The 26,186-nt window shown below is 62.4% G+C and carries 22 protein-coding genes; 13 read left to right on the top strand and 9 right to left on the bottom strand.

Going from position 1 to position 26,186, the window contains the following annotated elements; all coding sequences use genetic code 11:
• Positions 1-70 precede the first annotated feature (70 nt).
• The 8 genes from DyAD56_RS12795 (at position 71) to DyAD56_RS12760 (ending at position 8,446) form a co-directional block, all read left to right on the top strand.
• Positions 71-1,087: a class 1 fructose-bisphosphatase gene (locus DyAD56_RS12795; protein WP_102303159.1), complete on the top strand. Its 1,017-nt coding sequence runs from the start codon at positions 71-73 to the stop codon at positions 1,085-1,087.
• 209 nt (positions 1,088-1,296) lie between these two features.
• Positions 1,297-1,581: a hypothetical protein gene (locus DyAD56_RS12790; protein ID WP_102303158.1), complete on the top strand. Its 285-nt coding sequence runs from the start codon at positions 1,297-1,299 to the stop codon at positions 1,579-1,581.
• A 99-nt stretch (positions 1,582-1,680) separates the two neighbouring features.
• Entirely contained in the window at positions 1,681-2,340 is a 660-nt protein-coding gene (locus DyAD56_RS12785) for a hypothetical protein (protein ID WP_146010498.1), read from the top strand.
• Entirely contained in the window at positions 2,340-3,590 is a 1,251-nt protein-coding gene (locus tag DyAD56_RS12780) for an AAA family ATPase (protein ID WP_199178960.1), read from the top strand. Before DyAD56_RS12785 ends, DyAD56_RS12780 begins: the two co-directional genes overlap by 1 nt.
• A gap of 374 nt (positions 3,591-3,964) precedes the next feature.
• Positions 3,965-4,609, top strand: coding sequence for a hypothetical protein (locus DyAD56_RS23590; protein ID WP_146010497.1), 645 nt, complete (start codon positions 3,965-3,967; stop codon positions 4,607-4,609).
• Between the two features lie 182 nt (positions 4,610-4,791).
• The gene (locus DyAD56_RS12770) at positions 4,792-5,739 is read left to right on the top strand and encodes a patatin-like phospholipase family protein (RefSeq protein WP_102303155.1); all 948 of its coding nucleotides are present in this window, start codon (positions 4,792-4,794) and stop codon (positions 5,737-5,739) included.
• Between the two features lie 103 nt (positions 5,740-5,842).
• A complete protein-coding gene (locus DyAD56_RS12765; RefSeq protein WP_102303154.1) occupies positions 5,843-6,352 on the top strand; it encodes a hypothetical protein in 510 nt (169 codons plus the stop codon).
• Positions 6,353-6,418: 66 nt separating this feature from the next.
• Positions 6,419-8,446: a S9 family peptidase gene (locus tag DyAD56_RS12760; RefSeq protein WP_102303153.1), complete on the top strand. Its 2,028-nt coding sequence runs from the start codon at positions 6,419-6,421 to the stop codon at positions 8,444-8,446.
• Between the two features lie 83 nt (positions 8,447-8,529).
• On the opposite strand, the gene DyAD56_RS12755 is transcribed toward DyAD56_RS12760, so the two are convergent.
• Complete coding sequence (locus DyAD56_RS12755) at positions 8,530-9,621, bottom strand: PA0069 family radical SAM protein (RefSeq protein ID WP_102303152.1); 1,092 nt, start codon at positions 9,619-9,621, stop codon at positions 8,530-8,532.
• Between the two features lie 73 nt (positions 9,622-9,694).
• Complete coding sequence (locus DyAD56_RS12750; protein WP_102303151.1) at positions 9,695-11,905, bottom strand: hypothetical protein; 2,211 nt, start codon at positions 11,903-11,905, stop codon at positions 9,695-9,697.
• 213 nt (positions 11,906-12,118) lie between these two features.
• Between DyAD56_RS12750 and DyAD56_RS12745 the strand changes: the two genes are divergently transcribed.
• A complete protein-coding gene (locus tag DyAD56_RS12745; protein ID WP_102303150.1) occupies positions 12,119-12,379 on the top strand; it encodes a GlsB/YeaQ/YmgE family stress response membrane protein in 261 nt (86 codons plus the stop codon).
• A 62-nt stretch (positions 12,380-12,441) separates the two neighbouring features.
• On the opposite strand, the gene DyAD56_RS12740 is transcribed toward DyAD56_RS12745, so the two are convergent.
• Together DyAD56_RS12740 and DyAD56_RS12735 are read right to left on the bottom strand one after the other, a co-directional pair.
• Complete coding sequence (locus tag DyAD56_RS12740; protein ID WP_102303149.1) at positions 12,442-14,100, bottom strand: MFS transporter; 1,659 nt, start codon at positions 14,098-14,100, stop codon at positions 12,442-12,444.
• 180 nt (positions 14,101-14,280) lie between these two features.
• The gene (locus DyAD56_RS12735) at positions 14,281-15,786 is read right to left on the bottom strand and encodes a hypothetical protein (protein ID WP_102303148.1); all 1,506 of its coding nucleotides are present in this window, start codon (positions 15,784-15,786) and stop codon (positions 14,281-14,283) included.
• A 222-nt stretch (positions 15,787-16,008) separates the two neighbouring features.
• Between DyAD56_RS12735 and acs the strand changes: the two genes are divergently transcribed.
• Both acs and DyAD56_RS12725 read left to right on the top strand, forming a co-directional pair.
• Positions 16,009-17,949, top strand: a complete 1,941-nt coding sequence (acs, locus tag DyAD56_RS12730) for an acetate--CoA ligase (RefSeq protein ID WP_102303147.1) — start codon at positions 16,009-16,011, stop codon at positions 17,947-17,949.
• Between the two features lie 171 nt (positions 17,950-18,120).
• Complete coding sequence (locus tag DyAD56_RS12725) at positions 18,121-18,792, top strand: response regulator transcription factor (protein WP_102303146.1); 672 nt, start codon at positions 18,121-18,123, stop codon at positions 18,790-18,792.
• Positions 18,793-18,840: 48 nt separating this feature from the next.
• Here the strand turns inward: DyAD56_RS12725 and DyAD56_RS12720 are convergent, their stop codons facing one another.
• Positions 18,841-22,308 (bottom strand): NahK/ErcS family hybrid sensor histidine kinase/response regulator, encoded by a 3,468-nt coding sequence (locus DyAD56_RS12720; RefSeq protein WP_102303145.1) that lies wholly within the window; start codon positions 22,306-22,308, stop codon positions 18,841-18,843.
• Positions 22,309-22,421: 113 nt separating this feature from the next.
• Here DyAD56_RS12720 and DyAD56_RS12715 point away from each other — a divergent pair, with 113 nt between their 5' ends.
• Entirely contained in the window at positions 22,422-23,066 is a 645-nt protein-coding gene (locus DyAD56_RS12715) for a 4'-phosphopantetheinyl transferase superfamily protein (RefSeq protein ID WP_102303144.1), read from the top strand.
• Between the two features lie 74 nt (positions 23,067-23,140).
• On the top strand, positions 23,141-23,884 hold the full coding sequence (locus DyAD56_RS12710) for a pyridoxine 5'-phosphate synthase (protein WP_102303143.1): 744 nt from the start codon (positions 23,141-23,143) through the stop codon (positions 23,882-23,884).
• A 243-nt stretch (positions 23,885-24,127) separates the two neighbouring features.
• Here the strand turns inward: DyAD56_RS12710 and DyAD56_RS12705 are convergent, their stop codons facing one another.
• The 4 genes from DyAD56_RS12705 to DyAD56_RS12690 all read right to left on the bottom strand — a co-directional run.
• Positions 24,128-24,544, bottom strand: a complete 417-nt coding sequence (locus DyAD56_RS12705; RefSeq protein WP_038622740.1) for a biopolymer transporter ExbD — start codon at positions 24,542-24,544, stop codon at positions 24,128-24,130.
• A gap of 6 nt (positions 24,545-24,550) precedes the next feature.
• Positions 24,551-24,964 carry a biopolymer transporter ExbD gene (locus DyAD56_RS12700; protein ID WP_102303142.1) on the bottom strand — a complete coding sequence of 138 codons (414 nt, stop codon included), beginning with the start codon at positions 24,962-24,964 and terminating at the stop codon, positions 24,551-24,553.
• Between the two features lie 11 nt (positions 24,965-24,975).
• Entirely contained in the window at positions 24,976-25,722 is a 747-nt protein-coding gene (locus DyAD56_RS12695) for a MotA/TolQ/ExbB proton channel family protein (protein ID WP_102303141.1), read from the bottom strand.
• 49 nt (positions 25,723-25,771) lie between these two features.
• On the bottom strand, positions 25,772-26,186 hold a 415-nt coding region (locus DyAD56_RS12690; RefSeq protein ID WP_102303140.1), incomplete at its 5' end, for an energy transducer TonB.

Raw genomic sequence — 26,186 nt, 5'->3', positions numbered from 1 at the left:
GGTCACACTTTGTACTGACAAGCGGCGGGGTCCCCCGGACAATAGGGGTCCCTTTGTTTGCGGGTTTGCCATGAAGTCCATCTCGCTCATCCAGTTCCTCATTGAGGAACGCCGCGCCGGCCGCATCAACGCCGAGCTCTCCCTCCTGATCGAAGTCGTGGCGCGCGCCTGCAAGCGCATCGCCGTGGCCACCAACAAGGGCGCCCTGGGCGGCGTGCTGGGCGAGGCCGGCACCGGCAACATCCAAGGCGAGGCGCAAAAGAAGCTGGACGTGATCTCTAACGAGATCCTGCTGGAAGCCAACGCCTGGGGCGGTCAGCTCGCCGCCTGCGCCTCGGAGGAAATGGAAGACCCGCAGCCCATCCCCGACATGTACCCCAAGGGCCATCACCTGCTGCTGTTCGATCCCCTGGACGGCAGCTCCAATATCGATGTGAACATCTCCGTCGGCACCATCTTCTCCGTGCTGCGCTGCCCGGACGGCGTCACCGAGCCGAAGGCCGAGCACTTCCTGCAGGAAGGCACCACACAGCTCGCCGCCGGTTACGTGGTCTACGGCCCGGCCACCGTGTTCGTGCTTACCTTTGGCCACGGTACGCACGAGTTCACGCTGGAGCGCGAAGTGGGCAGCTTCGTCCTGAGCCGCCGTGACATCCGCATTCCGGAAGAGACCGCCGAGTTCGCCATCAACATGTCGAACCAGCGCCACTGGGAAGCACCGATGCAGCGCTACATCGGCGAACTGCTCGCCGGCCAGGACGGCCCACGCGGCAAGGATTTCAACATGCGCTGGGTGGCCTCGATGGTGGCCGACGTGCATCGCATCATCACCCGCGGCGGCGTGTTCTTTTATCCGCTGGACGCCAAGATCAAGTCCAAGGGCGGCAAGCTACGCCTGATGTACGAAGCCAACCCGATGGCCTTCATCATCGAGCAGGCAGGCGGTGCAGCCACCACCGGTCGCCAGCGCATCATGGAGATCCAGCCCAGCGGCCTGCACCAGCGCGTGCCGGTGTTCCTGGGTTCGAAGAAGGAAGTAGAAGTGGCGACGCATTACCACGTTGAAGCAGACGGCGCGCAGGTGTGACACCCGCAAATATTTTCGCTCGATCGGAGCGACGCACAGAAACCGCATAGAAACCGCGTCGGACTGGCAGCGGCACGAGCAAGAAAATACGCCCGCTTCGAAGTCCCGTTCGAAGTGGGCTTTTTATTTGCCCTGCATCAGGCAACCAAGCAAGATCACGTCCGACACGCCGCCCCCACATCGGCGGCACCCTCCTACGGATGTCTTATATGGCCGACGCATCACGCTACGAGTTCAACTGGGAAGAGGTCGCCACGGCGCTGGTGAGGCAACAGGGCATCAGCGACGGCTTGTGGACGATCAGCGTCAACTTCCAGTTCACTGGAAAGAACATCAACGTCGACGGCAAGCCGTTCCGACCGGGTTTTGTCGGCTCGCTGAGCAATGTGAGTCTGATGCGCGTCACCCAAGCTGTCCCCGGTCTTACCGTCGACGCTGCGAAGGTGAATCCGCGGCTCACCACATCGACCGAATCGCGTCGCCGTACGAACTAACAGGTGCCCGCGGCACCGGCTCGAACACGCCAACCGGGCGAGCAAGACAAGGGATCTATGGGGAACGATAAGGTCACTCCGCGACGAGGCACGCCCGCCTTGACGGACGTCCACAGCCGACCGAGACGCACGCTGCCACTGCTCGCCAAGGCGCTACTGCCGACGGTGTTACTTGTGGCCATGGTGGCAGCCAGTAGTTTGGCCTTGTCCGATGGCTGGGTACGGCTGGGCGATGACGTATCACCCGCACAGGCGCAGATGCGCCTGGAAGCATTCCATACGCTCGACTCGCTGGTGGCATCAAAAGTGGCACCGGCAGACATCGAGCGTGCGCTCGACGGCATGCAACTGAGTACGGTAGCCAGACAATCGCTGCGTGGAGAACTTCAACCGGAGACGGCAACGCTCGCGACGGCGCTTGACGCGAGCCCAACGACACCGGCGATACAGCCCGCACCGCAGCCGCAAACCAGCACGCAGCGCCCGCAACTCGTGTGGATCCGCCTGTGGGATACCGATGCGGAGGACGGTGACGTCGTTCGCATAGACAGTGGCGGTTACAGCCGCACGGTGCGACTGACCAAACACGGCGATACGTTCGCGGTGCCCGTTTCGCCTGACGGAATGGTGCGCGTCACCGGTATCAAGGACGGCGACGGCGGCGGCATTACCGTGGGATTAGCGTCAGGTTCGTCGCAAGCGGTGTTTCCTATCATGAGCGAAGGCCAAGTGCTCGGCCTTCGGGTGAGGATGGAATAATGCGCTGGCTCAGCTCGCTCGCCACACGGTTGATGCCAGTGGCTTTCCTTGTCATTGCGGCGATCGCTGTGGCGCAATTCTGGCTACAGCACGCGCCCAGCGGTCACGCACTGGATGCTTACGTGGACAAGACCACGGGCTTTCTGCACGCGTACGCCTGGTGGGCGCTGGGTTTGTCGGTTCCGTTGTGGCTATTGTTCTTTCTGGGCTATTTCCGCGAGCGCCAACGGCTCGCCCAGCCCAACGCCGTGGATGGAGGCTACTTCATGGATATTCTCGATCGCCTTACCAACCGCACCGCACTGGAGGCGCGTCTCGCCCAACAGCCCGACGCGGTCTTCATCGATGCCGAACAACTGGCGACCACGCTCAAGAGCCAAGTGATCGGTCAGGATGCCGTGTGCGACGACATGGCCGCGCAGATACGCCGTCGCCTTGCGCTCAAGCAGCGTGGCAAGCCAGTGGGCGTTTTCCTGCTCGCCGGGCCGCCGGGTACCGGCAAGACCTACTTGGCCAAATGTCTCAGCGCGTGCCTGCAGCGCAAACTCCTGCATTTCGACATGACCCAGTTCGCCAGCGGCGGGCACGGCGCTACGCAGCTATTCGGCTCGTCCAAGGGTTACGTCGGTTCCGACAACTACGGCAAGCTTACCGCCGGGCTGCGTGACGCACCCAATGCAGTCGTATTGCTGGACGAGATAGAGAAGGCCCACTCGGACGTCCAGAAAAACTTTCTCACGGCCTGGAATGACGGCTTCATCACCGAAGCGTCGGACGGCAAGCAGATATCCACCACGCAGGCGATATTCGTCCTCACCACGAATGCGGCAACCGATTCGCTGCAGGCAATGATCGAGCAGCATCGCAACGACGCTGACGAGTTGCGCCGCACGTCCACCAACGCGTTGCGTGAATCAGGTTTCGCGCCGGAGATCATCAACCGTCTTGATCGCATCTTCATTTTTCGACCGCTGTCCGGACTGGACATCGCGCGCGTTACCGCGCTGGAGATCGAAGCGATGATCAAAGGTTATGGACTAGATGTAGCACTGGGTGGCATCGACGCGGAACTGCTGCTGGACATGATGCATCGCCAGGGCCGACTGGGTTCGGCCGCGTCTGCGCGTGACCTGGTGCGCATCGCGGAAGAATCCATCGCCGACACATTGATCGAAGCCAAGCAGAAGGGGCACACCAGGGTGTCGCTGGTAGCCGTGGACGGTCGTGTCGTGGCGAGGCCCGCTTCGTGAGCGTTGGCGGTCCGGAGTCGCCCATTCGTACATTTCGCCAACTATGGCAGCGCGCACCCGCGTGGCGACTACTGGGCCTTCTCGCCACGTTGCTGACGGTGCTTTGCGTAGTGTTCCCGCCGCGCCCGAAGACCGTGACACCTGCGCCGGCGTCGCTGCCACAGGCTTCTTATGCAGCCCCAGCCCAACCCTTGGCTCCGCTTCCGGTTGCGCCCAAGCCGGCTGCACAGGCACTCGCCGTGACCCCGCCGGCTCCGACAAGCCCAACCCGGGTTCAAACGGCCCGCCTTTCGCTGGCCGCGCCCGGTGAATCGCACAGCGCCGATGGACTGAACGATGCGCTGGCGGGTCGCCGTTTCAGTGGCTCATTGCGCGTGGACGGCTTCGACGTGCCGCTTCCTCCGGGCGACTGGCTTCAACTGGCCAGCACGCATTTCGACCAGAAGACGACCGCCGGCGAACTGCTCATGCTTGGTCGCGTCAAGAACCAGCGCTTGATGGGCTATGTCCGCATTACGGCAGGTCGAAGCACCAGCGAACCCGAAACCGGATTTCGAACCAGTCCGGGATGTGATCAGCAGAACGAAAACACCAACGTTTTCGTCCGAGAAGCACTGGAGCCCTTCGGACACCAGGCGTGTTGGATCATGGATCATTCTTTCCTCGCGCCTCTCCAGGCCTGGGCCGACCGCGCTAACAAACTGCCAGCACTGGAACGCGCTGCGGCCGGTGATCTTGCTGCGAAGGGGGTGAGTTATCCACAGGAAATGGTGGGAATTCGTTTTACCCGTGCCGAGCGTTGGGGTTTGCTGGAAGTGCGCTACGTCTTCAACCCGGAGGAGGATCACATTGCTTCGGCGAATGTGGCCACATATACGGATAGCGACTGGCAGCCTGCGAATATCCATCGTCACCCGGAAAAGGTCGCCTACGTGAACAAGCTTACGCATTGGAGCGGTGACTTCTGGCCCCGATTCAAGGCCGCCTTCGACGCAGGGCAACCAACAATTTCACGCTGAGCGCCGGCTATTTTCGTTGGGTACGGCCCGGTCGCGGGCCATTCGCGGCTGACCGATTGCCCAACAACCCACCCCATTCCGCCATCATCACGCCCCCCCACCAGTCGTACACTCGCCCGCCAACCACCCACCGGCGATGGAATAGCCGGCAGGTCACACCACCCAACGGTCCCACCTCCGACATGACGTCCACCCGCCGCATCCGCTCGCTCCTCCCCCTGCTCGCCACGCTGGCGCTCTGTGCCTGCTTCGGTGACACCAAGCCCACTCCGCCTGCTCCTATCGCGCCGCCGCCGGTGGTGAAGCTGCGTATTGGGTTGGCGCTGGGCGGTGGTGCGGCCAAGGGTTTTGCACATATCGGCGTGATCAAGATGCTGGAGGCCAACGGGATCCATCCCGATGTGGTTTCCGGCACCAGTGCGGGTAGCGTGGTGGGCGCGCTCTATGCCAGCGGCATGGACGCGTTCCAGTTACAGGAAACTGCCGTTGCGCTCGATCAGGCGAGCATCCGCGACGTACGGCTGTTTTCCGGTGGCGTGGTGCAGGGACAGAAGCTGCAGGACTACGTGAACCAGCAGGTGAAGAACCGCCCGCTGGACAAGCTCAACGTGCCGTTCGCCGCTGTGGCGACGCAGTTGGAGACCGGCCAGCGCACCGTGTTCGTACGCGGCAACACTGGGCAGGCGGTGCGCGCATCCAGCAGCGTCCCGGGCGTATTCGAGCCCGTGGAGATCAACGGCAAGCATTACGTCGACGGCGGCGTGGTCAGCCCGGTGCCGGTCGATGCAGCACGCCAGCTCGGCGCGGATGTGGTGATCGCTGTGGATATCTCCAGCAAGGCCAGCGGCACCAACCCTCAGGGCATGCTGGGCATCGTGGGGCAGTCCATCAGCATCATGGGCCAGAAGCTGGGCGAGCAGGAGCTGGCGCGGGCCGATGTCGTCATCCGCCCGAAGGTGAACCAGATCGGTGCCGCGGACTTTGAGCAGCGTGATCAGGCCATCCTGGAGGGCGAACGCGCTGCACTGGCGGCCATTCCGGCAATCAAAGCCAAGATCGCCGCGGTACAGGTGGCGCGCCAACAAGCTGCGTTGCACCCGCAGCCTGCGGCGACGACCGCCGCTCACTAAGGCCGAAGCAGTTTCTTTTCCCGCTGTCCATACAGCCGTCCGGATGATGTGATCCCGGGCGCTCGCGCGGTAGCTTGCCCGCCGGAAACTTCGGGGGAAAGCCATGAGTTCATGCGATCAGTGCGGCAAGTCAATCCTGTTTGGCGGCCGCAAGCTTGATGGACGCCGTTACTGCAGCGCCGCCTGTGCTCGGGCCCATCCATTACTCGAGATGGCCGACCGGGTTCCGTCTGACATCCTCCAGCGCCATGTCGACGAATGGCGCCGGTCAGCCTGCCCGAAGTGCAAACGGAACCATGGCACCATCGATGTACATGAGCATCATCGCGTGCATTCGCTGGTGCTGATGACGCAGTGGAGCACGCGACGCAACGTATGCTGCCGGCGCTGCGGCCGCCGCGAACAGTTGTTGAGTACGTTGTATTGCGCCACCTTAGGTTGGTGGGGCTTTCCATGGGGGTTGCTGGTTACGCCGGTGCAGATCGCCCGCAACGTTGCCGGCCTGTGCAAAAGCGAATCGGATCAGCCGTCGCTCCGATTCGAGCAGATCGTGCGACGCCAGATTGCACGCCGTTACCTGGAAACGCAGGTGGCAACACCGGTCGTAAGATAAGGCGCGTTGGCGGAAGGTGGCGGCGCCTGTTAGCGTGGAGTTTTCCACCGTTCTCCAGGCTCCGCCATGCAACACCCTGCCCGTTTGCTGCTTCCACTCCTGGCCATCGCCTTCGTCCCTGCGCTGCATGCCGCACCCGCCGTCGATCCGCGTATCGACGCGCTGCTAACCGACCTGGGCAAGGTCCGGGCCATCAGCGCCGTACAACTGTCACCCGACGGCACTCAACTCGCGTGGGTCGTGCGTACCGACGGCAAGGACAACATCGAAGTCGCCAAGGCCGATGGCAGCGACGCGCATCGCGTGGGCACCAAGACCGGGGACTGCAACGAAACCGAACCCGCGTGGTCACCGGACTCGCATCATCTCGCCTTCCTGGCGAACTGCGTTAGCGGCAGCAGCCGGCAGAAGGACCTGCTCATCGTCGACACGCTGGCCAAGGAATCGCCGCACCATATGGCCACGCTGCCAGGCGTCGCCCAGGACCTCAGCTGGTCGCCCGACGGCAAGTCCTTGGGCTTTCTCTACGTGCCCAACGGTACGCGCCGCGCCAGCGCGGTGTACGCGGCAAAGCCCGCGTCAGGAGAGATCGGCGTGGACGGACTGGAAGTGCAACGCGTGGCGGCCGTAGACGCGACAGGCGGAGCGGTGCGGCTGCTCTCACCGGAAAGTGTCTACGCCTATGAGTTTGCCTGGTCACCGGACAGCCGGCTGATCGCCTACACCGGTGCGCCACCGCCGGGCGACAACAACTGGTGGCTGGCCAAACTTTACGTGCAGAACGCTGAGTCCGGTGCAAAGGGCTCAGCCATCCTCGATCCTTCTACCGTGAAAGGCTCGTTGCATGGCTTGCAGATCGCTCTGCCTCGCTGGTCGCCAGACGGTAAGCGCATCGCCTTCATCGGCGGTTTGATGAGTGATCAGGGTGCAACCGGCGGTGATCTGTATGCGGTCTCGGTCACCGGCGGCGAACCGACTAACCTCACGCCGGGTACGCGCGTGACGCCTTCCTGGTTCGCATGGACTGGCTCACAGCAGATGGTGGTGGCACAAGTCACCAACGGCCAGAGCCAGGTCGCCCAGTACGATGTGGACGCCGGCAAGGCCACACAGTCGCGCGCGCTGTTTACCCTGCCCACCAGCATCGGTGACGGCAGTGCGGAAATGGCTTTGTCGCTGTCGGCCGATCACACCAAGGTGGCCTTCGTGCAGAGTTCCTATGCCGAGGCGCCGGAAGTGCGTGCCGGCGCGCTCAGTAACGATGCACCGCCAGCAGTCAGCCACATCAACACCGTGCTCAAGCCCCGTTGGGGCAAGGCCGAATCGGTGGAGTGGGACAACGAAGGCCACCACGTGCAGGGTTGGCTGCTGTACCCCGCCGACTACGACCCGAAGAAGTCGTACCCGATGATCGTCACTGTGCATGGCGGACCGTCGAGCGCCGTGATTCCGCGCTGGCCCAGCGTGGGCTTTGGTGGCGTACCGTTCTCGGCGCTGGGCTACTTCGTGTTCATGCCCAACCCGCGCGGCAGCTTTGGCCAAGGTGAAGCCTACGTACAAGCCAACCGCAAGGACTTCGGCCATGGCGACCTGCGCGACATCCTCACTGGCATCGACACGATCGAGAAGAAACTGCCGGTAGACGACAAGCGCCTGGGGCTCACCGGTTGGAGCTACGGTGGCTTCATGAGCATGTTCATTCCCACGCAAACGCAGCGCTTCCACGCCGTGGTGGCAGGCGCAGGCATCGCCAACTGGCAGAGCTACTACGGCCAAAACCTGATCGACCAGTGGATGATTCCGTTCTTTGGCACGTCGGTATACGACGACCCGCAGGCCTATGCCAAAAGTTCGGCGATCAACTTCATCAAACAGACCAAGTCGCCCACGCTGGTCGTGGTGGGTGATCGCGATGCGGAATGTCCGGCGCCGCAATCATTCGAGTACTGGCATGCATTGCGTGCGCTCGGCGTGCCGACGTCGCTGGTGGTGTATCCGAACGAAGGCCATCACTTCGTCGATCCCGACCATCAGCGCGATGTGTTGCAGCGCGCGCTGATGTGGTTCGAGAAGTACCTGCCTGCGTCGAAGTGACCATGGGTGGGCAGTTCATTTTTAAACTGCCCGCCATAACGAATCGCGTGCTTTAGGTGATGAACACCTGATCGCAGGACACCTCAGAACAATTGCCCTTGCGGCGACGGTTTGCGCGGCGGCGTGAACTTGGTGGTGTCCAGCGACAACTCCCGCGTACGACCCAAGCCATGCTTGCGGCAAGCCACATCGAATCGGCGGCGGATGAGCTCCGCGAACACGCCATGCCCACGCATGCGCGTGGAGAAGCCGCTATCGTAATCGCGGCCACCGTGCATCTGCTGCACGAGGCTCATCACATGGGCGGCGCGTTGCGGCACGTGTAGCGCCAGCCACTCACGGAACAGTGCCTTTAACTCATAAGGGAGGCGCAACGTGGTGAAGCCGGCGCACGTGGCACCGGCATCGGCGGCCTGCTCCAGTACAGCTTCCAGGTCGCCGTCGTTGAGTGCGGGAATAATGGGCGCGACAAGCACGCCGACCGGTACGCCGGCGTCACGCAAGGTGCGAATCGCCTTGATGCGTCGATGCGGTGCGCTTGCGCGTGGTTCCAGTTTTGCGGCCAGGTGGTTGTCGAGTGAGTTCACCGACACGAACACCTGCACAAGGTTTTCCCGCGCCATCGACACAAGGATGTCCAGGTCGCGTTCGACCATCGAGTTCTTGGTGACGATGGTGCATGGATGTTTGCACTCCGCGAGCACTTCCAGTGCGGCGCGCGTGAGCTTCCAACGGCTTTCGATCGGCTGGTAGGGATCGGTGTTGCTGCCGATATTGATCGGGCTGACGGTGTAGGAAGGACGCGCCAGCTCATGGCGCAACACTTCGGCCAGATTGCTCTTCGCGCGAAGCTTGGTTTCGAAGTCGAGGCCGGGCGATAGATTGAGATAGCTGTGCGAAGGCCGCGCGAAGCAGTAGATGCAACCGTGCTCGCAGCCGCGATACGGATTCAACGCCTGGTTGAAATGGATATCGGGCGAATCGTTGCGGGTGATGACGCTGCGTGCCTTCTCTTCCGTCACCTCGGTCCGCGGGCGTGGGGCCTGCTCGTCGAGCACAAGGCTTTGCCAGCCGTCGTCTTCCGCGTGATGGCGGATGGACTCGAAGCGGCCTTCCGGGTTGGAGGCAGCGCCACGGCCCTTGAGGGCTTGCAGGGGGAGAAAGGATTCAGCCATGTCAGCAGTTTGCGCTGGCGATGTCTCAGGTGGCGCGACACCTCGCCCCGGCCTTTAGTCAGGACGCCTGACCTTATTTCGCCGGCACCAGCTGGGTTCTCAGCGCATCGCCCATGGCCTCCAGCGGATCGCGCCCCAATTGCCTGCTCAGCTCGTTGAACACGGGCTCGGATATCGTCCATCCCATAGGGATGGGGTAGTCCCCCGGACACAGCCGGAAGTGCCACAGGATGTCCCCGTTCTCAGGGTGGGCAGCATCGGGCCGGAGCGCGTTCAACAATTGCACGCGTGCGTATTCACCCCGTGCACTGCGGGTATCCAGCAAGGCGTAGAGCGGCGCTGTGGCCTCACCGCTGACATGGCCGTGGATATGGCCGGGTGCTGCCAGGCATGCGGTGGAATAGAACGGCAGTGGATGGTGCGCATCGTGCTGATCGATGAAGTCGGTCATCAATGGATCGTTGCTGATATGGATGACGATGAAGCGCAGCGGTATGCCACGCGCTTTCGCCTTCCCGCGCAGCAAATGCATCACCTCAAGCAAGGTGGTGGCGCCGGAATTCTCGAAGTAACCACCATCCACAAGTTGCAGCCGATCCGGCACGGGAGGATTGGCCAGATTGGCCTCCAACGTGCCGGCCGGGCTCACGTAGGTGAAGCGTGCGCTGTTGAGCACTACCTCACTGAGGGGCACGCGGGGATCAAGCCAACTCGAGCCGTCGAGCCCGGCTGTCCAGGGCTGACGTTGTGGCGTTGCCAGCGGCTGGAACGGGTGTTGGATGAAACGTTTGCCTTCGGCCACCGTCGTGCTGTTGAGGAACAACGCCGGAAGCGTGGGCGATGTACCAGCTTGCTTGTAAAGCGCCGAGAACGGTTGCGCAAATGCAGGCATTCCTTCTTGGTTGGCGGCAGCCTCCCACGCGCGGGTCAACGCGCGGGAGCGGTCGTCCATCCAGGCACCGGGCAGCCAGCGCTGGGTGAAATCCACGAAGAAGGCATTGGCCAGGGTGGGCGCGAGAAAGTCGTGGCTCAACATGCGCCGCGATCGTGGTTCCAGCGTCGAGATATCCACAGGCTGCGGTGACGCCAGCGACGCGGTATAGACCGCCAGCCCCAAGCCACCACCCGAAACACCACTGGTCGCCAGCAGGTGACGAGCGAACAAAGGTTCACCCTCCACAGGCTGCCCCTGTTGGGTGACGGCGGTGAGCCGGCTGAGCACTTCACTCGTCCACGCTGCACCGCGAATGCCGCCACCTTCCGATGCCACCAGGATCACCGGGCAAGGACTCCGTTCCGCGCAACGGTCCGTGAGCCAGGTATCCACATAGACGTCGAAGGTCGGGCGTGTATCTGCCGGTTGCCGTTCCGGATGCACGTGCGTGCTCATCGCAGGGTATTGGCGCACCTTGTGGTTATCGTTGAGGTGTAACGCGTGCAGCGATGCACTGACCAGCAGCAGAATGGTGAGCAGCGGCAATCCACGCCGGTCGCCGGCCATGCACAGTAAGCCCCCGTTGTAACAAAGGAAGGCCTCGGCAATGAGCAGGATCGCCAGCGGGCCGATGCCATCCAGCAGTTCCGGCTTGAGGGCGATCAGCACCGTGGCGAGCACGTTGAGCGTTATCACGATCGCATAAGTCGCCATGGCCCTTTGACCGAGATCGCGCACGCGCCATACGCGTTTTTCTTCTCTCGGTCGCAGGCAGGGCTCGCTTATCCCCGCGACGCGACGCGATAGCACATGCCACACACGGCGCCGCATGATGAAGAACACGACGAGTGCTGCCGACTCCGCCAACAGCCCAAGCGCCCTCCAACTGCGTTGCATGCACTGGTCAGTGATGCCACATGGGCCATGCGGCAGCTTGGTCAACGCGAGCACGTAGCCCAAGCAGACCAGCAAGGGCACCGACGCGCCGAGCAGGCGCGGTAACCAGTCGCGCAAGACGGCAGCGCGCTCATCCTGCAACGATGGCCAGCGTGGATAGCGAAGACGGTATGCGTTGCGTGCGGCATGCCATATCGAGAGGCCGGTCAGTGCGCTTGTCGCCAGCAACGCGAGATAGCGCGCCCGATTGGGATCCGTCCATAAGGCGATGAGGAAGAGTTCTGCCGCCTGATCCACCGCAATGGCGACAACGGCCACCACCGCCAGCACCAGCAGCGATACGCGCACGGGCTTGAGGTGATCGAGCACCAGCGCAGTCCAGCCCAGCATGCGTCGCCAGCGATGGCGGATGCTGGGGCGTCGCGTTCCCTTTGCGCGTTGGACATCGGGCATGCGGCTCCCTCCTGGCGCCGTGTTTCGCCATGGCCGGCTCCATAGTAGAGCGGCTCGGGTCTGTCACCCGTGATGGGGTTCGCGTGCACGTTTCGCACACATCGCCAACTCGGCGCTGAAGGCGCCAACCTGCGTTGCGCTGGCGCTCACCCTGCCTGTGGATACTTCGTAAGCCTGTGGATACTTTGTGGATCGACTCACCGGGAGCATGCGATGACCACCGAAGGCTTGTTGGTTTTCCTGTTGATCGGCGCCATTGCCGGCTGGGTTGCCGGCCTGATCGTGCGGGGCTTCGGCTTCGGACTGATCGGCAACATCGTGGTCGGCATCATCGGCGCATTCTTTGCCGGATGGCTGCTGCCCCGACTGGGCGTGCATTTCGCTGTGGCCGGCCCGTTCGTGAACAGCATTCTGCATGCGCTGATCGGCGCGGTGGTGCTGTTGGCAATCGTTGGCGTGATACGCAGTGTGTGAATCGCGTGTATTGAAAAGGCGCGGCGGTTGCCCGTCGCGCCTTCTCCTTGCATTGCCGAACATCAGTAGCGGATATCGACGTCCTTGGTCTCACGCAGGAACAGCAAGCCGATGAAGAACGTGGCGATGGCCACGATGATCGGATACCACAGGCCGTAGTAGATATCGCCCTTCCACGCCACCAGCATGAAGCCGATGGTGGGCACGAAGCCACCGAACCAGCCGTTACCGATGTGATACGGCAAGCTCATCGAGGTATAGCGGATGCGTGTGGGGAACATCTCCACCAGCCATGCCGCAATGGGCCCGTACACCATGGTCACGTAGATCACCAGGATCGCCAGCAAGACGATCAGCATCACGTAGTTGCTCTGCGCGGGATCGGCTTTTTCCGGATAGCCGGCCGCTTTCAGTGCGGCGCCTAGTTGCGTACCGAATGCCTTGCCCTGATCTGCAAACGCCTTGCTGTCGAGCGAAGCGCCTTCGAACGATGTGATGGTGCGATCACCGATCTTCACCTCGGCCACGCTGCCCGGCTCAGCGGTGATGTTGGAGTACGGAATGCCCTTCTTCGCCAATGCACTCTTGGCCACGTCGCACGAACTGGTGAACTTGGTCTTGCCCACCGGATCGAACTGGAAGCTGCATGCCTTTGGATCGGCCACCACTTTCACCGGCGATGTCGCCGCAGCAATTTCGATGGCCGGATTGCCGAAGTGCGTAAGTCCCTTGAAGATCGGGAAGTAGGTGAGTGCAGCTATCAGACAGCCGGCAAGCACGATGGTCTTGCGGCCAATACGGTCCGACAGCCAACCGAACAGCACAAAGAACGGTGTACCGATGGCGAGTGCCGCGGCGATCAACAAGTTCGCAGTGGTGCCGTCGATCTTCAGGCTTTGGGTAAGGAAGTACAGCGCGTAGAACTGGCCCGTGTACCACACCACCGCTTGACCGGCTGTTGCGCCGAGCAGCGCGAGGATCACCAGCTTGAGGTTCTTCCAGTGGCCGAATGCCTCGGTAAGCGGCGCCTTGGACTGCTTGCCCTCGGCCTTCATCTGCTTGAACACCGGCGATTCCTGCAACTGCATGCGGATGTACACCGACACCGCCAGCAGCAAGGAGGACACCAGGAACGGAATGCGCCAGCCCCAGTCGTCGAACTTGGTGTCGCCCAATCCCAAGCGTGTGCCGAGAATGACAAGCAGCGATAGGAACAGGCCGAAGGTGGCGGTGATCTGGATGAAGCTGGTGTACAAGCCGCGTTTGCCGTTGGGCGCATGCTCAGCGACATAGGTGGCAGCACCACCGTATTCGCCACCCAGCGCAAGGCCCTGCAGCAAGCGCAATGCGATCAGCAAGGTGGGGGCGGCGACGCCGATCTGTGCATAACCAGGCAGCACGCCGACGAAGAACGTCGACAAGCCCATGATGATGATGGTGATGAGGAAGGTGTGCTTGCGGCCAATCATGTCGCCCAGCCGGCCAAACACGATGGCACCGAACGGACGCACTGCAAAGCCAGCAGCGAAGGCGAGCAGCGCGAAGATGAACTGGCTGGTTTCGTTGAGTCCGGTGAAGAAGTGCTTGCCAATCAGCGCGGCGAGCGAACCGTAGAGATAGAAGTCGTACCACTCGAACACGGTGCCCAGGCTGGAAGCCAGGATGACGCGGCGGTGGCCGGTGTCGAGCGGCCCCCGCATATCGACGGCGGTCGTAGCCATGATGTAACCCTCAGTTGTGACGCTCAATTGGATCAATGGATGCGTACTTCAGGGTGCAGATCGCTGAAGCGGCTTCGGCCGCCTTGCGCGTTCCACTTCTTTTCCGGTTCGGGCACCTCCTATCGCCCCGCCCGGTTATGACCGAGACGACGCCCCTCCGCGTCGTCTCGTTGGGGGTGTTTAGAACTTGTATAGGCCGCTCAGGCTGACCTGGTTACCGTTGGTGTTCTGGCGCGGACCGTCAGCACCGACTTGATAACGCAGCTTGTCGTACATCCACTCCACGCCCAGCTCGTAGTTGCCCGAGGCGTACTGCAGGCTCAACGCCGACTGGTTGCTGCGCAACAGCGCGGTACCGGCGGTAGCGCTGGTGGTAGTCCAGTGGATCACCTGGTCGTTGTTCGGGCGCACCATGCCGTAGAACGCGTTGACGCTCCACTTCGGCGTGAAGTTGTAACCCGCCTGCACGTAGCCGCCCGATTCGTTGATGTTGCCGAACTGCGACATCGAGCCGAACAACTCGCCCAGTGCCCTGCCGCTGTAGATCAAACCCTTGAGGGTCCATACGCCCGGCTTCCACTGTGCACCCAATTCGTAGCCAATGCTGTTGAGGGTGTCACGCAGCGGCTTGGGATTGATGTCGCCCACGCCGTTGAGCTTGACCTCCGAATAGTGCGCCGTGAAATACGCCAGCCAGTCGCTGCCTTGCGCATGCAGGCGTGCTTCCACTTGCGGGCGGAAATTCGCGTTGCCCGCCGTGAGGTAGTTGACGGTGCTGGTGCCCGCCTCGTTGGCTGGACCATTCCAGTTACCTTCGAACACGCCCAGATCAAGGCGCCACTTGATGCCGTCCGAACCGTGGTTCAGATCCTGCATCCACACCACACCGGGATAGCGCCAGCCGACGAAACCGGTGCCGTAGCCCAGCGGGAATGCAATGTGCGTGAGCGAGGTGGCCGTGTTCTCCAGCGGGAACATCAACTCCCACTGCTGACCGATGCGGATGGTGCTACCCCAATCGGGATTGGTGATGTCCATGTAGGCCTGGCGCAAGCGCGGGATCGGCTGCTGTTGCGCATAGGCGCCGGTGCCGTTGTTGCCGCCGAAGAAGTCCATCTCGATACGACCGCCACCGGTCCAGTTTTCGGTGAGCTTGGCGCCGGTGATGTCGAGCCAGAAGCGGGTATTGCGGATGTCGAAGCCGCTGAGCGAGCCGTCATAGCCATTGGCTTTGTTGGCTGCGGTCGGTGGGGCCGGGATCTCGGCGTTCTGACCATTGCCGTAGTTGGAGAAGGTCCGGTCCTGGCCAAAGGCCGTCGCGCTGATGAAGCCATGCAGCGCCACCTTGAGGCCGGGCGCGGTGCTGAACTGCGGCGGCGGTGTCGCTTCTACCTTGGTCGACGTGGCCTGCGCAGTGGACTGCGCCTGCACCGCCGTGGCCTGGGCCTGCTGGGCAGTCTGCGCGGCCTGCGTGGTGGCTGCCTTCTGCTCCTGGATCATGGCCTTCAGTTCGGCCAGTTCCTGCTCCAACTGGTTGACTCGCTGTTCGAGCTGCTGCTCGTGGGTGGTGCTCTTGCTGCTCTTGGTTGTTGTGCTCTGCGCATGGGCTCCCAGCGGCAGGCTCAGCGCGCAAGCGATGCTGAGCGCCAGCAAGCCATGGCGACGTGCGGTCGTAGGCAGTGTCATAACAAGCCTCCCCAGGTCGATGACCCCCCGAGCATGTCCATGCTGCATTGCGGACGCCTATTCACCATTGGTCGAACCTCGACCAAAGTCGAAAGCGGCTGTGCTAACGCGGAAACGTACCGATCACCGGCCAGCCGCTACACTCGGAGGGCTTACTGCCGTGGCAAGCGGCGACATTCAACACATGAGGAGGCCGGCTTGGCCGGCCGCAGGAGCCCCACGATGTCCAAGCTCTACCCCGTCAAGCCCGATTTCGCCGCCAAGGCCCGGGTCCGCAAGGACGATTACGAGCGGCTCTACGCCGAGTCGGTGCAAGACCCGGAGGGCTTTTGGGGCAAGATCGGCCAGCGCCTGCAGTGGACCAAGGCGCCCAGCAAGATCAAGAACGTCTCCTACGACCCGAAGAACCTGCATATCCGTTGGTACGAGGATGGCGAGCTGAACGTCTCGGCCAACTGCCTGGACCGCCATCTCGCCGAGCGCGGCGACAAGACGGCCATCATCTTCGAGGGCGACGACCCGAACGAGTCGCGCCATATCACCTATAAGGAACTGCACGCCGAGGTGTGCAAGTTCGCCAACACGCTCAAGCACCTTGGCGTGGTCAAGGGCGACCGTGTGGCCATCTATATGCCGATGATCCCGGAAGCCGCCGTGGCTATGCTGGCCTGCGCGCGTCTGGGCGCCGTCCACTCGGTGGTGTTCGGTGGCTTCTCGCCTGATTCGCTGGCCGGCCGCATCGCCGACTCGACCTGCAAGGTCGTGGTCACCGCCGACGAGGGTGTGCGTGGCGGCAAGAAGATCCCGTTGAAGACCAACGTGGATGCCGCGCTCGAGCGCCCGGGCACCAACAGCGTGGAAACCGTGATCGTGGTGCGCCGTACCGGCAGCGCCGTGCCGATGCAGTCGCCGCGCGACCGCTACTACCACACACTGATGGAAGGCCAATCTGCCGACTGTCCGCCGGTGTCGGTGGAAGCAGAACACCCGCTGTTCATCCTTTACACCTCCGGCTCCACCGGCAAACCCAAGGGCGTACTGCACACATCGGGCGGCTACTTGGTCTACGCCGGATACACGCATGAGTTCGTGTTTGACCTGCGCGAAGACGATGTCTACTGGTGCACCGCAGACGTGGGCTGGGTCACGGGCCATAGCTACGTGGTGTACGGCCCGCTCGCCAACGGCGCCACCACGGTGATGTTCGATGGTGTGCCCAACTATCCCGATACCAGCCGTTTCTGGAACGTGGTGGACAAGCACAAGGTCACGCTGTTCTACACCGCGCCGACCGCCATCCGCGCACTGATGCGCGAAGGCGAAGGCCCGGTGAAGAAGGCATCGCGCGCCTCGCTGCGCCTGCTGGGCTCTGTGGGTGAACCGATCAATCCGGAAGCCTGGGAGTGGTACTACCGCGTGGTGGGCGACGAGCGCTGCCCGATCGTGGACACCTGGTGGCAGACCGAAACCGGCGGCATCCTGATCACGCCGCTGGCGGGTGCCATCGACGCTAAGCCGGGTTCGGCCACGCTGCCGTTCTTCGGTATTAAGCCGGCCATCGTGGACGCTGGCGGCGCGGTGCTTGAAGGCGCCACCGAAGGCAATCTGGTCATCACCGATTCCTGGCCGGGCCAGATGCGCACGGTGTACGGCGACCACCAGCGCTTCATCGACACGTATTTCAGCGCGTATCCAGGCAACTATTTCACCGGCGACGGCGTGCGCCGCGATGACGACGGCTACTACTGGATCACCGGCCGCGTCGACGACGTGATCAATGTCAGCGGCCACCGCATCGGCACCGCTGAAGTGGAAAGTGCACTGGTGGCGCACCCCAAGGTGGCGGAAGCCGCCGTGGTCGGCGCACCGCACGACATCAAGGGACAGGGCATCTATGCCTTCGTCACACTGGTGGCCGGTGAGCAAGGCAACGACGAACTGCGCAAGGAGCTCGTCGCCTGGGTGCGCAAGGAAATCGGCCCCATCGCCACGCCGGATTTCCTGCAATGGGCACCGGGCCTGCCGAAGACGCGCTCGGGCAAGATCATGCGCCGCATTCTGCGCAAGATCGGCGAGAACCAGCCTGATCAGCTCGGTGACATCTCCACGCTGGCCGATCCGGGTGTGGTGAAGAACCTGGTGGAAGAACGCCTCATCAAGTGACGATGTAAAGGAAGCTAGGAGCGCACCTATGTGCGACCGCGGAGCGGGCAGTGTCATCCCCCGGATGGGAGCTTCGCGACGCGGTCGTTACGGCGTCATCGCTCCGCGGTATCCCCTTAGGTACATGCCAGTCGCGCACAACGTGCGCTCCTATAGAAAAGCTGAAAGACCATGCCTGACGTACTGATCGCTGACGATCACCCGCTGTTCCGCGATGCATTGCAACGCGCCGTGGTCGCTGCCATTCCCGACGCCAACGTGTACAGCGCCGACAGCGTCTATTCCCTGCTCAGCTTGATCGAGCAATACCCCGATGCCGAGCTGTTGTTGCTCGACCTGCACATGCCGGGTGCCCGCGGCTACTCTGCGCTTGCGCACATTCGCGGACAGTTTCCCGGCCTGCCGACCATCGTCGTGTCCGGACACGAGGACGTACAGGTCGCGCGTCGCGCACTCGCGCACGGCGCTTCCGCCTACATTCCCAAATCGACGCCGGGTGAAGACATCATCACCGCGATCCGCAAAGTGCTGGACGGCGACGTATGGCTGCCGCACCAGCTAGTCGGCGGCGGCATGGAGCTGAAGCCTGACGAAGCAGCCGTGGCCGACCGCATCGCCACGCTGACACCGCAGCAGTTCCGCGTACTCACCATGATCGCCGAAGGTCTGCTCAACAAGCAGATTGCGTACGACCTTGGCGTTTCCGAGGCCACCGTGAAAGCGCACATGACGGCGATTATGCGCAAGCTCGGCGTGAACAACCGCACACAGGTGGCGATAGCCGCCAGCCATCTGGCGATCGATCAGGAAGCGATGCCGTCGTTACCGGATGATGATGAGTGATGAAGATGAAGCCACCGCGTTGCCTTCTGGCAAAACCCGCATGGGCTCCTATGCCGTCGTCTGACGTCTGACCAGCGCGCTCAGCAACGCGCGAAGTGCTGCCGGCCTGACCGGTTTGTGCAGGATGGGGTAACCCAGCGACCGCGCGCGCTGCTTGAGTTCGCTGCTGCCATCCGCGGTGATCATCGCTATCGGTGGCAAGTCGCCAATCACATCACGGAGTTCTTCCAGCGCCTGCAGGCCGTCCAGGTCATCGGTCAAGTGGTAGTCGGCGAGGATCAAATCGATGCCGCCGCGACGAAGCTCCTGTTCGGCCTGCGCTACGTCGAGCGCCGTGCGGCAGTCCACACCCCAGCGCTGCAACAGCGCGCGCATGCCGTCCAGAATGGCTGGATCGTTATCCAGGCAAAGCACGGTGAGTGGCAACTGTTCGTTAGACACCGGGTGCACGTTGGTACGGCGCCGAGGGATCGCATTTTCCGCACGCGGCACGCGCACCGCGAAGCAACTACCCTTGCCTTCCCGTGACTCCAGCTCGAGCTTGTGATGGAGAATGCCGGCAATGCGTTCGCAGATGGAAAGGCCCAGGCCGAGCCCCTTCTCACCCCACGGGGAAGGTCGATCCAGCCGTTGGAATTCACCGAAGATGCGCGCGCGCTGTTCCTCCGCGATACCTGGGCCCGTGTCCCAGACCTCAAGGCGCACCTCGTCACCCATGCGTCGCGCGCCAACCAGAATGTTTCCCTCGCGGGTGTAGCGCAATGCGTTGGAGATGAAATTCTGCAGGATGCGACGCAGCAACTGCGGATCGCTGCGCACTGCGAGTTTCGTCGGCACTACGCGCAGACGCAGTCCGCGCTGCTGAGCCAGCACGGCGAACTGCGCCTTGAGCGACTCGAACAGATCGGACAGCGCCACATTGCTCACATCGGCGCGGTAGCTGCCCGCATCGAGGCGCGAGGTATCAAGCAAGGCATCGAGCAGATCTTCCGCCGCGCGAAATGATGCGTCGATGCGCTCAGCGAGCAGGCTTGCCTCACCGTCGAGTCCCGGGTGTTGACGCAATGCCGCCGTGAATAGGCGCGCTGCATTCAAGGGCTGCAACAAGTCGTGGCTGGCGGCAGCGAGGAATCGCGTCTTTGAAGCGTTGGCCATTTCCGCTTCGCGGCGCGCGTGCGCAGCGGAGTTAAGCGCCTCGCTCAATTCAGCGGTGCGTTGGTCGACGCGTTGTTCCAGGTTTTCGTTCGCTTCGATCAAAGCCTGTTCGGCGTTTTTGTATGCAGTGACGTCGGTGTAGGTGGTGACGTAGCCACCACCGGGGAGCGCGCGGCCACGCATCTCAATCACCGAACCGTCCGGGCGAATACGTTGGAATACGTGCGGCGAACCGGCATGCATGTGCGCGATGCGCTTGGCCACGTGCGCCTCCACTTCACCTGGGCCGCATTCGCCGTGGTCCGCGTTCCAGCGAATCAGATCCGCCACTGGTACGCCGACGTAAACCATGCCATCGGGATAGTCGAATAATTCGAGGTAACGACGGTTCCACGCCACCAGTCGCATAGTCGCATCGATCACGCTGATGCCTTGCGACACGTTCTCCAGCGTCGTCGAAAGCAATTCACGGTTGAAGCGCAATTCTTGCGATGCTTCGTCCATCAGTGCCATGGCCTCGGCAATGTCCAGGCCGGAACCCGACAAGGCACCCATCAGGATGCGGCGCGCGCTGGCCGCGCCTACCGCCGATGCCAGCAGGCGTTCGGTGTACTGAATCAAAGCGCGATCCGCGGCCTCGCCCGATTGCAGCGCTTTGCCGCGCCGTTCGGCGTATTCCTCAAACGCGCGCTGGCTGGTGCGCTCACCCACGATGCGCTCGGCAATGGTGCGTAGATCAGCGACGGCGACGCGGCCACGCCAGTCGCCGGCGCCACGGCTGTCGATGGCGTAGGGATCGAGGAACATCGCAGCGTGCAGGCGTTCCTCCAGGTTCGGTCGGAAGCGCAACGAGACGAAGATGAGGCAGGCCACGTTCACCAGCAGCGACCAGAACGTGCCGTGCATGACCGGATCCCAGCCACTCAAATGAAACAGCGCTTGCGGCTGCAACCAGCTGAGATTCATCGGGCCCGTATCCAACCAACTGGCAGAACGGTTCATGGCGGGAAGCAGCAAGGTATACGCCCACACCAGGAAGCCCATCGCCAACCCCGTGGCCACGCCTTTGCGGCTCGCACCGCCCCAGTAGAGTGCCGCGATCATGCCCGGCGCGAACTGAGCGACCGCGGCGAACGCGAGCAGTCCGGTTGCCGCGAGATTGGTCGTGTCGGCCACCACGCGGTAGTAGACGTAGGCCATCGCGGCAAGCGCAATGATCGCGATACGACGCACAAGCAGCACCAGCTGCGATAGATCGGCGCGCTGCTCCAACTTCAACGCGTGAATGCGCAACAGCATGGGCATGACGATGTCGTTGCTGATCATCGTGGACAACGCCACGCACGCCACGATCACCATACCCGTCGCCGCAGAGAAGCCACCGATAAAGGCGAGCAGCGCCATGCCACGGTCACCGTAGGCCATGGGGAGCGTGAGTACCCAGGCATCCTTATTGCCCTGCTGCAGTTGGGGCAGATGCAGCCCGGCCGCCACGATGGGCAGCACCGCTAAGCTGATGATCACCATGTAGGCTGGGAACATCCAGCGCGCGCGCGAAACGTCGTGCGGGTCTTCGCATTCCACCACGCCGATCTGGAACTGCCGCGGCAGGCAAAACATCGCGCAAAAAGCGAGCAGCGTCTGTGCGAGAAAACCCGGCGATACGCCCTCAGCCAACTGCTGCGCCGGAAGTTGCATGGTGGCTGCGAGCCCAGGACCACGCCAGAGTGCATAACCCGCCAGGGCAATGAACACCACTAGCTTGATCAGTGATTCGACCGCAATGGCGAGCATCATGCCGTGATGGTGTTCGGTGGCATCGATGGTGCGCGTGCCGAAGAGGATCGCGAAGGTGGCCAGCAGGATCGCGCACCAGAGTGCGCTGTCACTGAACTGCGAAGTGCCCGGCGGAACCGCGCTACCAAGCACGGCATAAGACATCGCGACGGCTTTGAACTGCAGTGCCAGATACGGCACGACGGCAATGACGGCGATGACTGCCACCAGCGCGGCGAGTCCGTGCGACTTGCCGAAACGTGCGCCGATGAAGTCCGCGATCGAGGTGATGTTGCGCTGGCGCGCCAGCAACACGAGCCGGCGCAGCAGGCCGAAACCGAATACGAACAGCAGGATTGGCCCGAGATAGATCGGCAGGTAGGCCAGACCGTCGCGCGCCGCTGTGCCCACCGCGCCATAGAAGGTCCACGACGAGCAGTACACCGCGAGTGCAAGGCTATAGACGAGCGGGCGAAGGCGCGGCTGGCGCGGGTAGAGCGGGCGACGATCGCCCACGTAAGCCACGACGAACAGCAGTCCGACGTACAGCAGGGAAGCCAGTAGCAGTAGCCATCCGGCAATCAAGCGGTGTTCTCCGACATGAGCGCTTCCCTTCGGTGGGTACAACCGGCCGGTGCGCCTTTCCTCTGCGCCTGCCGTGCTTGTAAGTATCGCCTCTTGGACGGCAACATGCGCGGATGATCACGACCGATGGCCAGTCCCCGGCCCAGTTGGCGGCGGAGCTGGGGGATGAAGAGATCCACGTCTGGCGCCTTGCGTACGACCACCACGAGGGCCGCAAGCCCTTGTTGGCCATGCTCGGCGCCTATTTGGGCGTGTCGCCAGCCGACATTGCTTTGGAAACCTCGGAGCATGGCCGCCCGGCGTTGACAGGAAGCCAGCGCGACACTCTTTCCTTCAACTGGTCGCATAGCCATGACCAGGCGTTGATTGCCATCGCACGCGGCGTGCTGCCCGGCGTGGACCTCGAACGTATGCGCGCCCACCCCAAGGCCGTTCCCATCGCTCAGCGCTATTTCAGCCCGGACGAGACAGCTGCCCTGGAAGCCTTGCCAGCCGGACAACGCGATCGCGCCTTTCTGGAACTTTGGACGGCCAAGGAAGCGGTGCTCAAGGCATTGGGTCGCGGACTCGCGTTTGGATTGCACCGCCTGAGCATTGCTGCATACGGCGACTTGCCAGTGCTTCATCGACTGGATGGCGACGAAGCCAACCAGTGGCAATTGCATCGCCTGATCCTCGACGACGCGCACGTCGGCAGCCTGGCCTGGCGCGGAACGCCCCGTCGAATCCGACAGTGGACACTTGCCGGCACCGATTGATCGGCGCAATGTGTCCAACCCGCCGCCGCGAGTGGCGTCTTGCTACGTCTTAGTCCGCGAGTATTGAACACTCTATGACCCTGCTCAGCGTCAACGTCAACAAAATTGCCGTGCTGCGCAATTCGCGCGGCGGCATCGAGCCCGATGTGCTTCGTGCGGCCCACACCTGCATTGATGCGGGTTGCGGTGGTATCACTGTGCATCCGCGTCCCGATCAGCGTCACATCCGTCCTGACGATGTACGCGCGCTCGCGGCGATTACACGCGGTCGGGTCGAGTACAACATCGAAGGCAACCCCTTTGCACCGGCGCGCGGGAGTTATCCCGGCCTCATCGAGCTGGCGCGCGAAGTGCGCCCGACGCAGGTGACGCTGGTGCCCGACGGCGACGGCCAGATCACCTCCGATCACGGTTTTGATCTGACCCGAGACATCGACACACTGAAGCCCCTGGTCGCTGCGCTACGCGACATCGGTTGCCGCGTGAGCCTTTTCGTGGATTCAGGAGCTACCGGCTTCGACGCGGCCTTGGCCATTGGTGTCCAGCGAATCGAGATCTACACCGGTCCCTATGCCGAGGCCTTCGAAGAAGGGCATGTACAGGAGGAGCTCGATCGGTGTGCTGAAACCGCACGCCGCGCGCAACAAGCGGGCCTGGCAGTCAACGCCGGACATGACTTGAGCCAAGCCAACCTGGGCACGTTCAAGGCAGCCATCCCTGGGCTTGCCGAAGTGTCGATCGGGCACGCGTTGGTAGGTGAGGCGCTTTACGAAGGCCTGACAACCACGGTGCGGAAGTACCTGCAGATCCTGCGCTAATAGGGTGCTCGTCGCGAGCAGGTTCGCAATCGATGCAATCTGTGCGCGCCTGGTCCTGTAATCCTTTCGTGCAAGCGCTGGCAAGTCCGGCGCTCAGGTGCTCGGGGATCGTCTGGATTGTTTGGACGTCTATACGTCTTTACGCAAACGATGGGCGAAGCCGCTTACTTTTTTCCAGCCCAAAAAAGAACCCCCGCTTGAGGCGGGGGTTCTAAGGGTAGTGTTGCTGAATTCCTTTCGGAATTACTGACCTTCAGTGAAACCGATCTTCGTGAGGCCGTAGCTCTTGGCGTCGGCCAACACGCGGGCGACGTGCTCGTAAGCGACGCCGTCATCGGCATTGATCTGCACTTCCGGCTGCTTGGCCGGATCGCCCAGACCACCGATCACCGCGAGCTGTGCCTTCAGGCCAAGCTCGTCCACCGGGGTATCGTTCCAGTACAGCGCGCCGGACTGGTCGATCTTGAGGCGGACGGGTTCCGGCGGATTTTCCGGCTGAACCACGTTCGGGTTCGGCTGCGGAAGATCGATCTTCACCTTATGAGTCAGCATCGGAGCCGTGATCATGAAGATGATCAGGAGCACCAGCATCACGTCGACGAGCGGCGTGACGTTGATGTCGGCCATGGGACCCTTGCCACTTCCAGAACTGAATGCCATGGCTTGTTACTCCTTGCCTGTCGTCATGAAGCCGACATGCACCATGCCAGCGTCCTTGGCGTCGGCGAGGACCTTCTTCACGATCTTGTATTCCGTGGTCTTGTCCGCACGGATCTGTAGTTCGGGCTGCGGCGACTGCTGCGCCGCAACCGCGAACTTTGCCTTCAGCTCGCCCTCGCTGACTTCAATGTCATCGAGGTAATACGTGCCATCCGGCTTCACGGCCAAGTCCATCGGCGTAACCTGCTCCGTATCCGAAACCTTCGGATTAGCGGTCGGCAGTTCCACCGTGATTCGATGGGACATCAGCGGCGCCGTGATCATGAAGATGATCAGCAGCACCAACATCACGTCGACGAGCGGCGTAACGTTGATCTCCGACATCGGACCGCCGGCATTGCCTCCGGTACTCATTGCCATGGGTCAGATCCTCACTTGCCTTCGACGCGAGCGCCGGTGGCGAAGAAGTCGTGCAGGTCGTGCGCAAACTCGTCGAACTGAGCGTAGGTCAGACGGTTAGAGCGGTTGAAGAAGTTGTACGCAAGCACGGCCGGGATGGCGGTGAACAGACCGAAGGCGGTCATGATCAGAGCTTCACCCACCGGACCAGCCACAGCTTCCATCGAAGCGTTACCGGAGGCCGAGATCGAGATCAGGGCGTGGTAGATGCCCCACACGGTACCGAGCAGACCGATGAACGGTGCCGACGAACCGACCGTGGCGAGCAGGGTCAGGCCGCCTTCCAGACGGAGGCTCTCACGAGCAACTGCCTGGCGCAGGGCGCGATCGATGAACTCGGAGCGGCTCAGCGACTCGGCGAGGCGACCACCGCCGGCCGAAGCCTGCTGATGGTGAGCGACGGCCGAAGCAGCGTCGAGAGCGATCTTCGAGAACGGTTCGCCCTTGGGCTGAGCTTCGAGTTCGCGGATAGCATCCTGGGTCGAACCATTGGCCCAGAAGCCGTTGATGACCTTGTCTGCGCGGCCACGAACCATGGCGTTGCGGATGGCATTGGCGATGATGAAGTACCAGGAGGAGAAGGACATCACCACCAGCACCACGAACACGATCCAGCCAAGGAAATCGAAGTTGTGGATAAGGTGGTCGAAGCCCATCGACTTCATGGCTTCGGCGTTGGTGGTACCGCCCGCGGGGGCCGGAGAAGTTTGCAGGAACATAACGCTACCCTTGGAAAGTCAAGCGTGAACTGATTAACCGTAACCGAAGTTACAGCTGATTGAGATTGAAGTTGATCGGGACGCGGACATAGCCTTCCGTCTTTTGCCCGTTCCTTATGTTCGGATTGAAGCGCCACTTGCGTGCCGTTTCAATCGCGGCCTGATCCAGCTCGCGATAACCGCTGGACGCTTCCACCTTGATGTCCTTCGGCGAACCATCCACCCCCACCAAGATCATCAGCGTGACCGTGCCCTCGTGACGCTGGCGAATAGCCTGCGGCGGATACTTGGGCTGAATACGGCTGTTATAGCTGATGTCCTGACTTGCGGTGATATCCGCAGGCGGTGCCGGAGGAGCAGGCGGTGCCGGCGGTGCTGCTGCAACCGCGTTAGCCGAATGCTCTTCAACGCTCGGCGGCGGTGCCGGCGGCGGCGGAGTCGGCGGCGGCTTAACCTGCTGAATG

Origin of the sequence: Dyella sp. AD56, from assembly GCF_002878475.1 — a bacterium.
GTDB lineage: Bacteria > Pseudomonadota > Gammaproteobacteria > Xanthomonadales > Rhodanobacteraceae > Dyella.
This window is presented reverse-complemented; position numbering and strand designations above follow the sequence as displayed.

What these genes read in the sequence shown, in the direction of transcription:
- DyAD56_RS12705 (WP_038622740.1), bottom strand. Translation starts at nt 24,544, where the DNA reads ATGGCATTCAGTTCTGGAAGTGGCAAGGGTCCCATGGCCGACATCAAC.
- DyAD56_RS12715 (WP_102303144.1), top strand. Translation starts at nt 22,422, where the DNA reads ATGATCACGACCGATGGCCAGTCCCCGGCCCAGTTGGCGGCGGAGCTG.
- DyAD56_RS12795 (WP_102303159.1), top strand. Translation starts at nt 71, where the DNA reads ATGAAGTCCATCTCGCTCATCCAGTTCCTCATTGAGGAACGCCGCGCC.
- DyAD56_RS12780 (WP_199178960.1), top strand. Translation starts at nt 2,340, where the DNA reads ATGCGCTGGCTCAGCTCGCTCGCCACACGGTTGATGCCAGTGGCTTTC.
- DyAD56_RS12725 (WP_102303146.1), top strand. Translation starts at nt 18,121, where the DNA reads ATGCCTGACGTACTGATCGCTGACGATCACCCGCTGTTCCGCGATGCA.
- DyAD56_RS12755 (WP_102303152.1), bottom strand. Translation starts at nt 9,621, where the DNA reads ATGGCTGAATCCTTTCTCCCCCTGCAAGCCCTCAAGGGCCGTGGCGCT.
- DyAD56_RS12750 (WP_102303151.1), bottom strand. Translation starts at nt 11,905, where the DNA reads ATGCCCGATGTCCAACGCGCAAAGGGAACGCGACGCCCCAGCATCCGC.
- DyAD56_RS12765 (WP_102303154.1), top strand. Translation starts at nt 5,843, where the DNA reads ATGAGTTCATGCGATCAGTGCGGCAAGTCAATCCTGTTTGGCGGCCGC.
- DyAD56_RS12760 (WP_102303153.1), top strand. Translation starts at nt 6,419, where the DNA reads ATGCAACACCCTGCCCGTTTGCTGCTTCCACTCCTGGCCATCGCCTTC.
- DyAD56_RS12735 (WP_102303148.1), bottom strand. Translation starts at nt 15,786, where the DNA reads ATGACACTGCCTACGACCGCACGTCGCCATGGCTTGCTGGCGCTCAGC.
- acs (WP_102303147.1), top strand. Translation starts at nt 16,009, where the DNA reads ATGTCCAAGCTCTACCCCGTCAAGCCCGATTTCGCCGCCAAGGCCCGG.
- DyAD56_RS12790 (WP_102303158.1), top strand. Translation starts at nt 1,297, where the DNA reads ATGGCCGACGCATCACGCTACGAGTTCAACTGGGAAGAGGTCGCCACG.
- DyAD56_RS12740 (WP_102303149.1), bottom strand. Translation starts at nt 14,100, where the DNA reads ATGGCTACGACCGCCGTCGATATGCGGGGGCCGCTCGACACCGGCCAC.
- DyAD56_RS12770 (WP_102303155.1), top strand. Translation starts at nt 4,792, where the DNA reads ATGACGTCCACCCGCCGCATCCGCTCGCTCCTCCCCCTGCTCGCCACG.
- DyAD56_RS12700 (WP_102303142.1), bottom strand. Translation starts at nt 24,964, where the DNA reads ATGGCAATGAGTACCGGAGGCAATGCCGGCGGTCCGATGTCGGAGATC.
- DyAD56_RS12695 (WP_102303141.1), bottom strand. Translation starts at nt 25,722, where the DNA reads ATGTTCCTGCAAACTTCTCCGGCCCCCGCGGGCGGTACCACCAACGCC.
- DyAD56_RS12745 (WP_102303150.1), top strand. Translation starts at nt 12,119, where the DNA reads ATGACCACCGAAGGCTTGTTGGTTTTCCTGTTGATCGGCGCCATTGCC.
- DyAD56_RS12710 (WP_102303143.1), top strand. Translation starts at nt 23,141, where the DNA reads ATGACCCTGCTCAGCGTCAACGTCAACAAAATTGCCGTGCTGCGCAAT.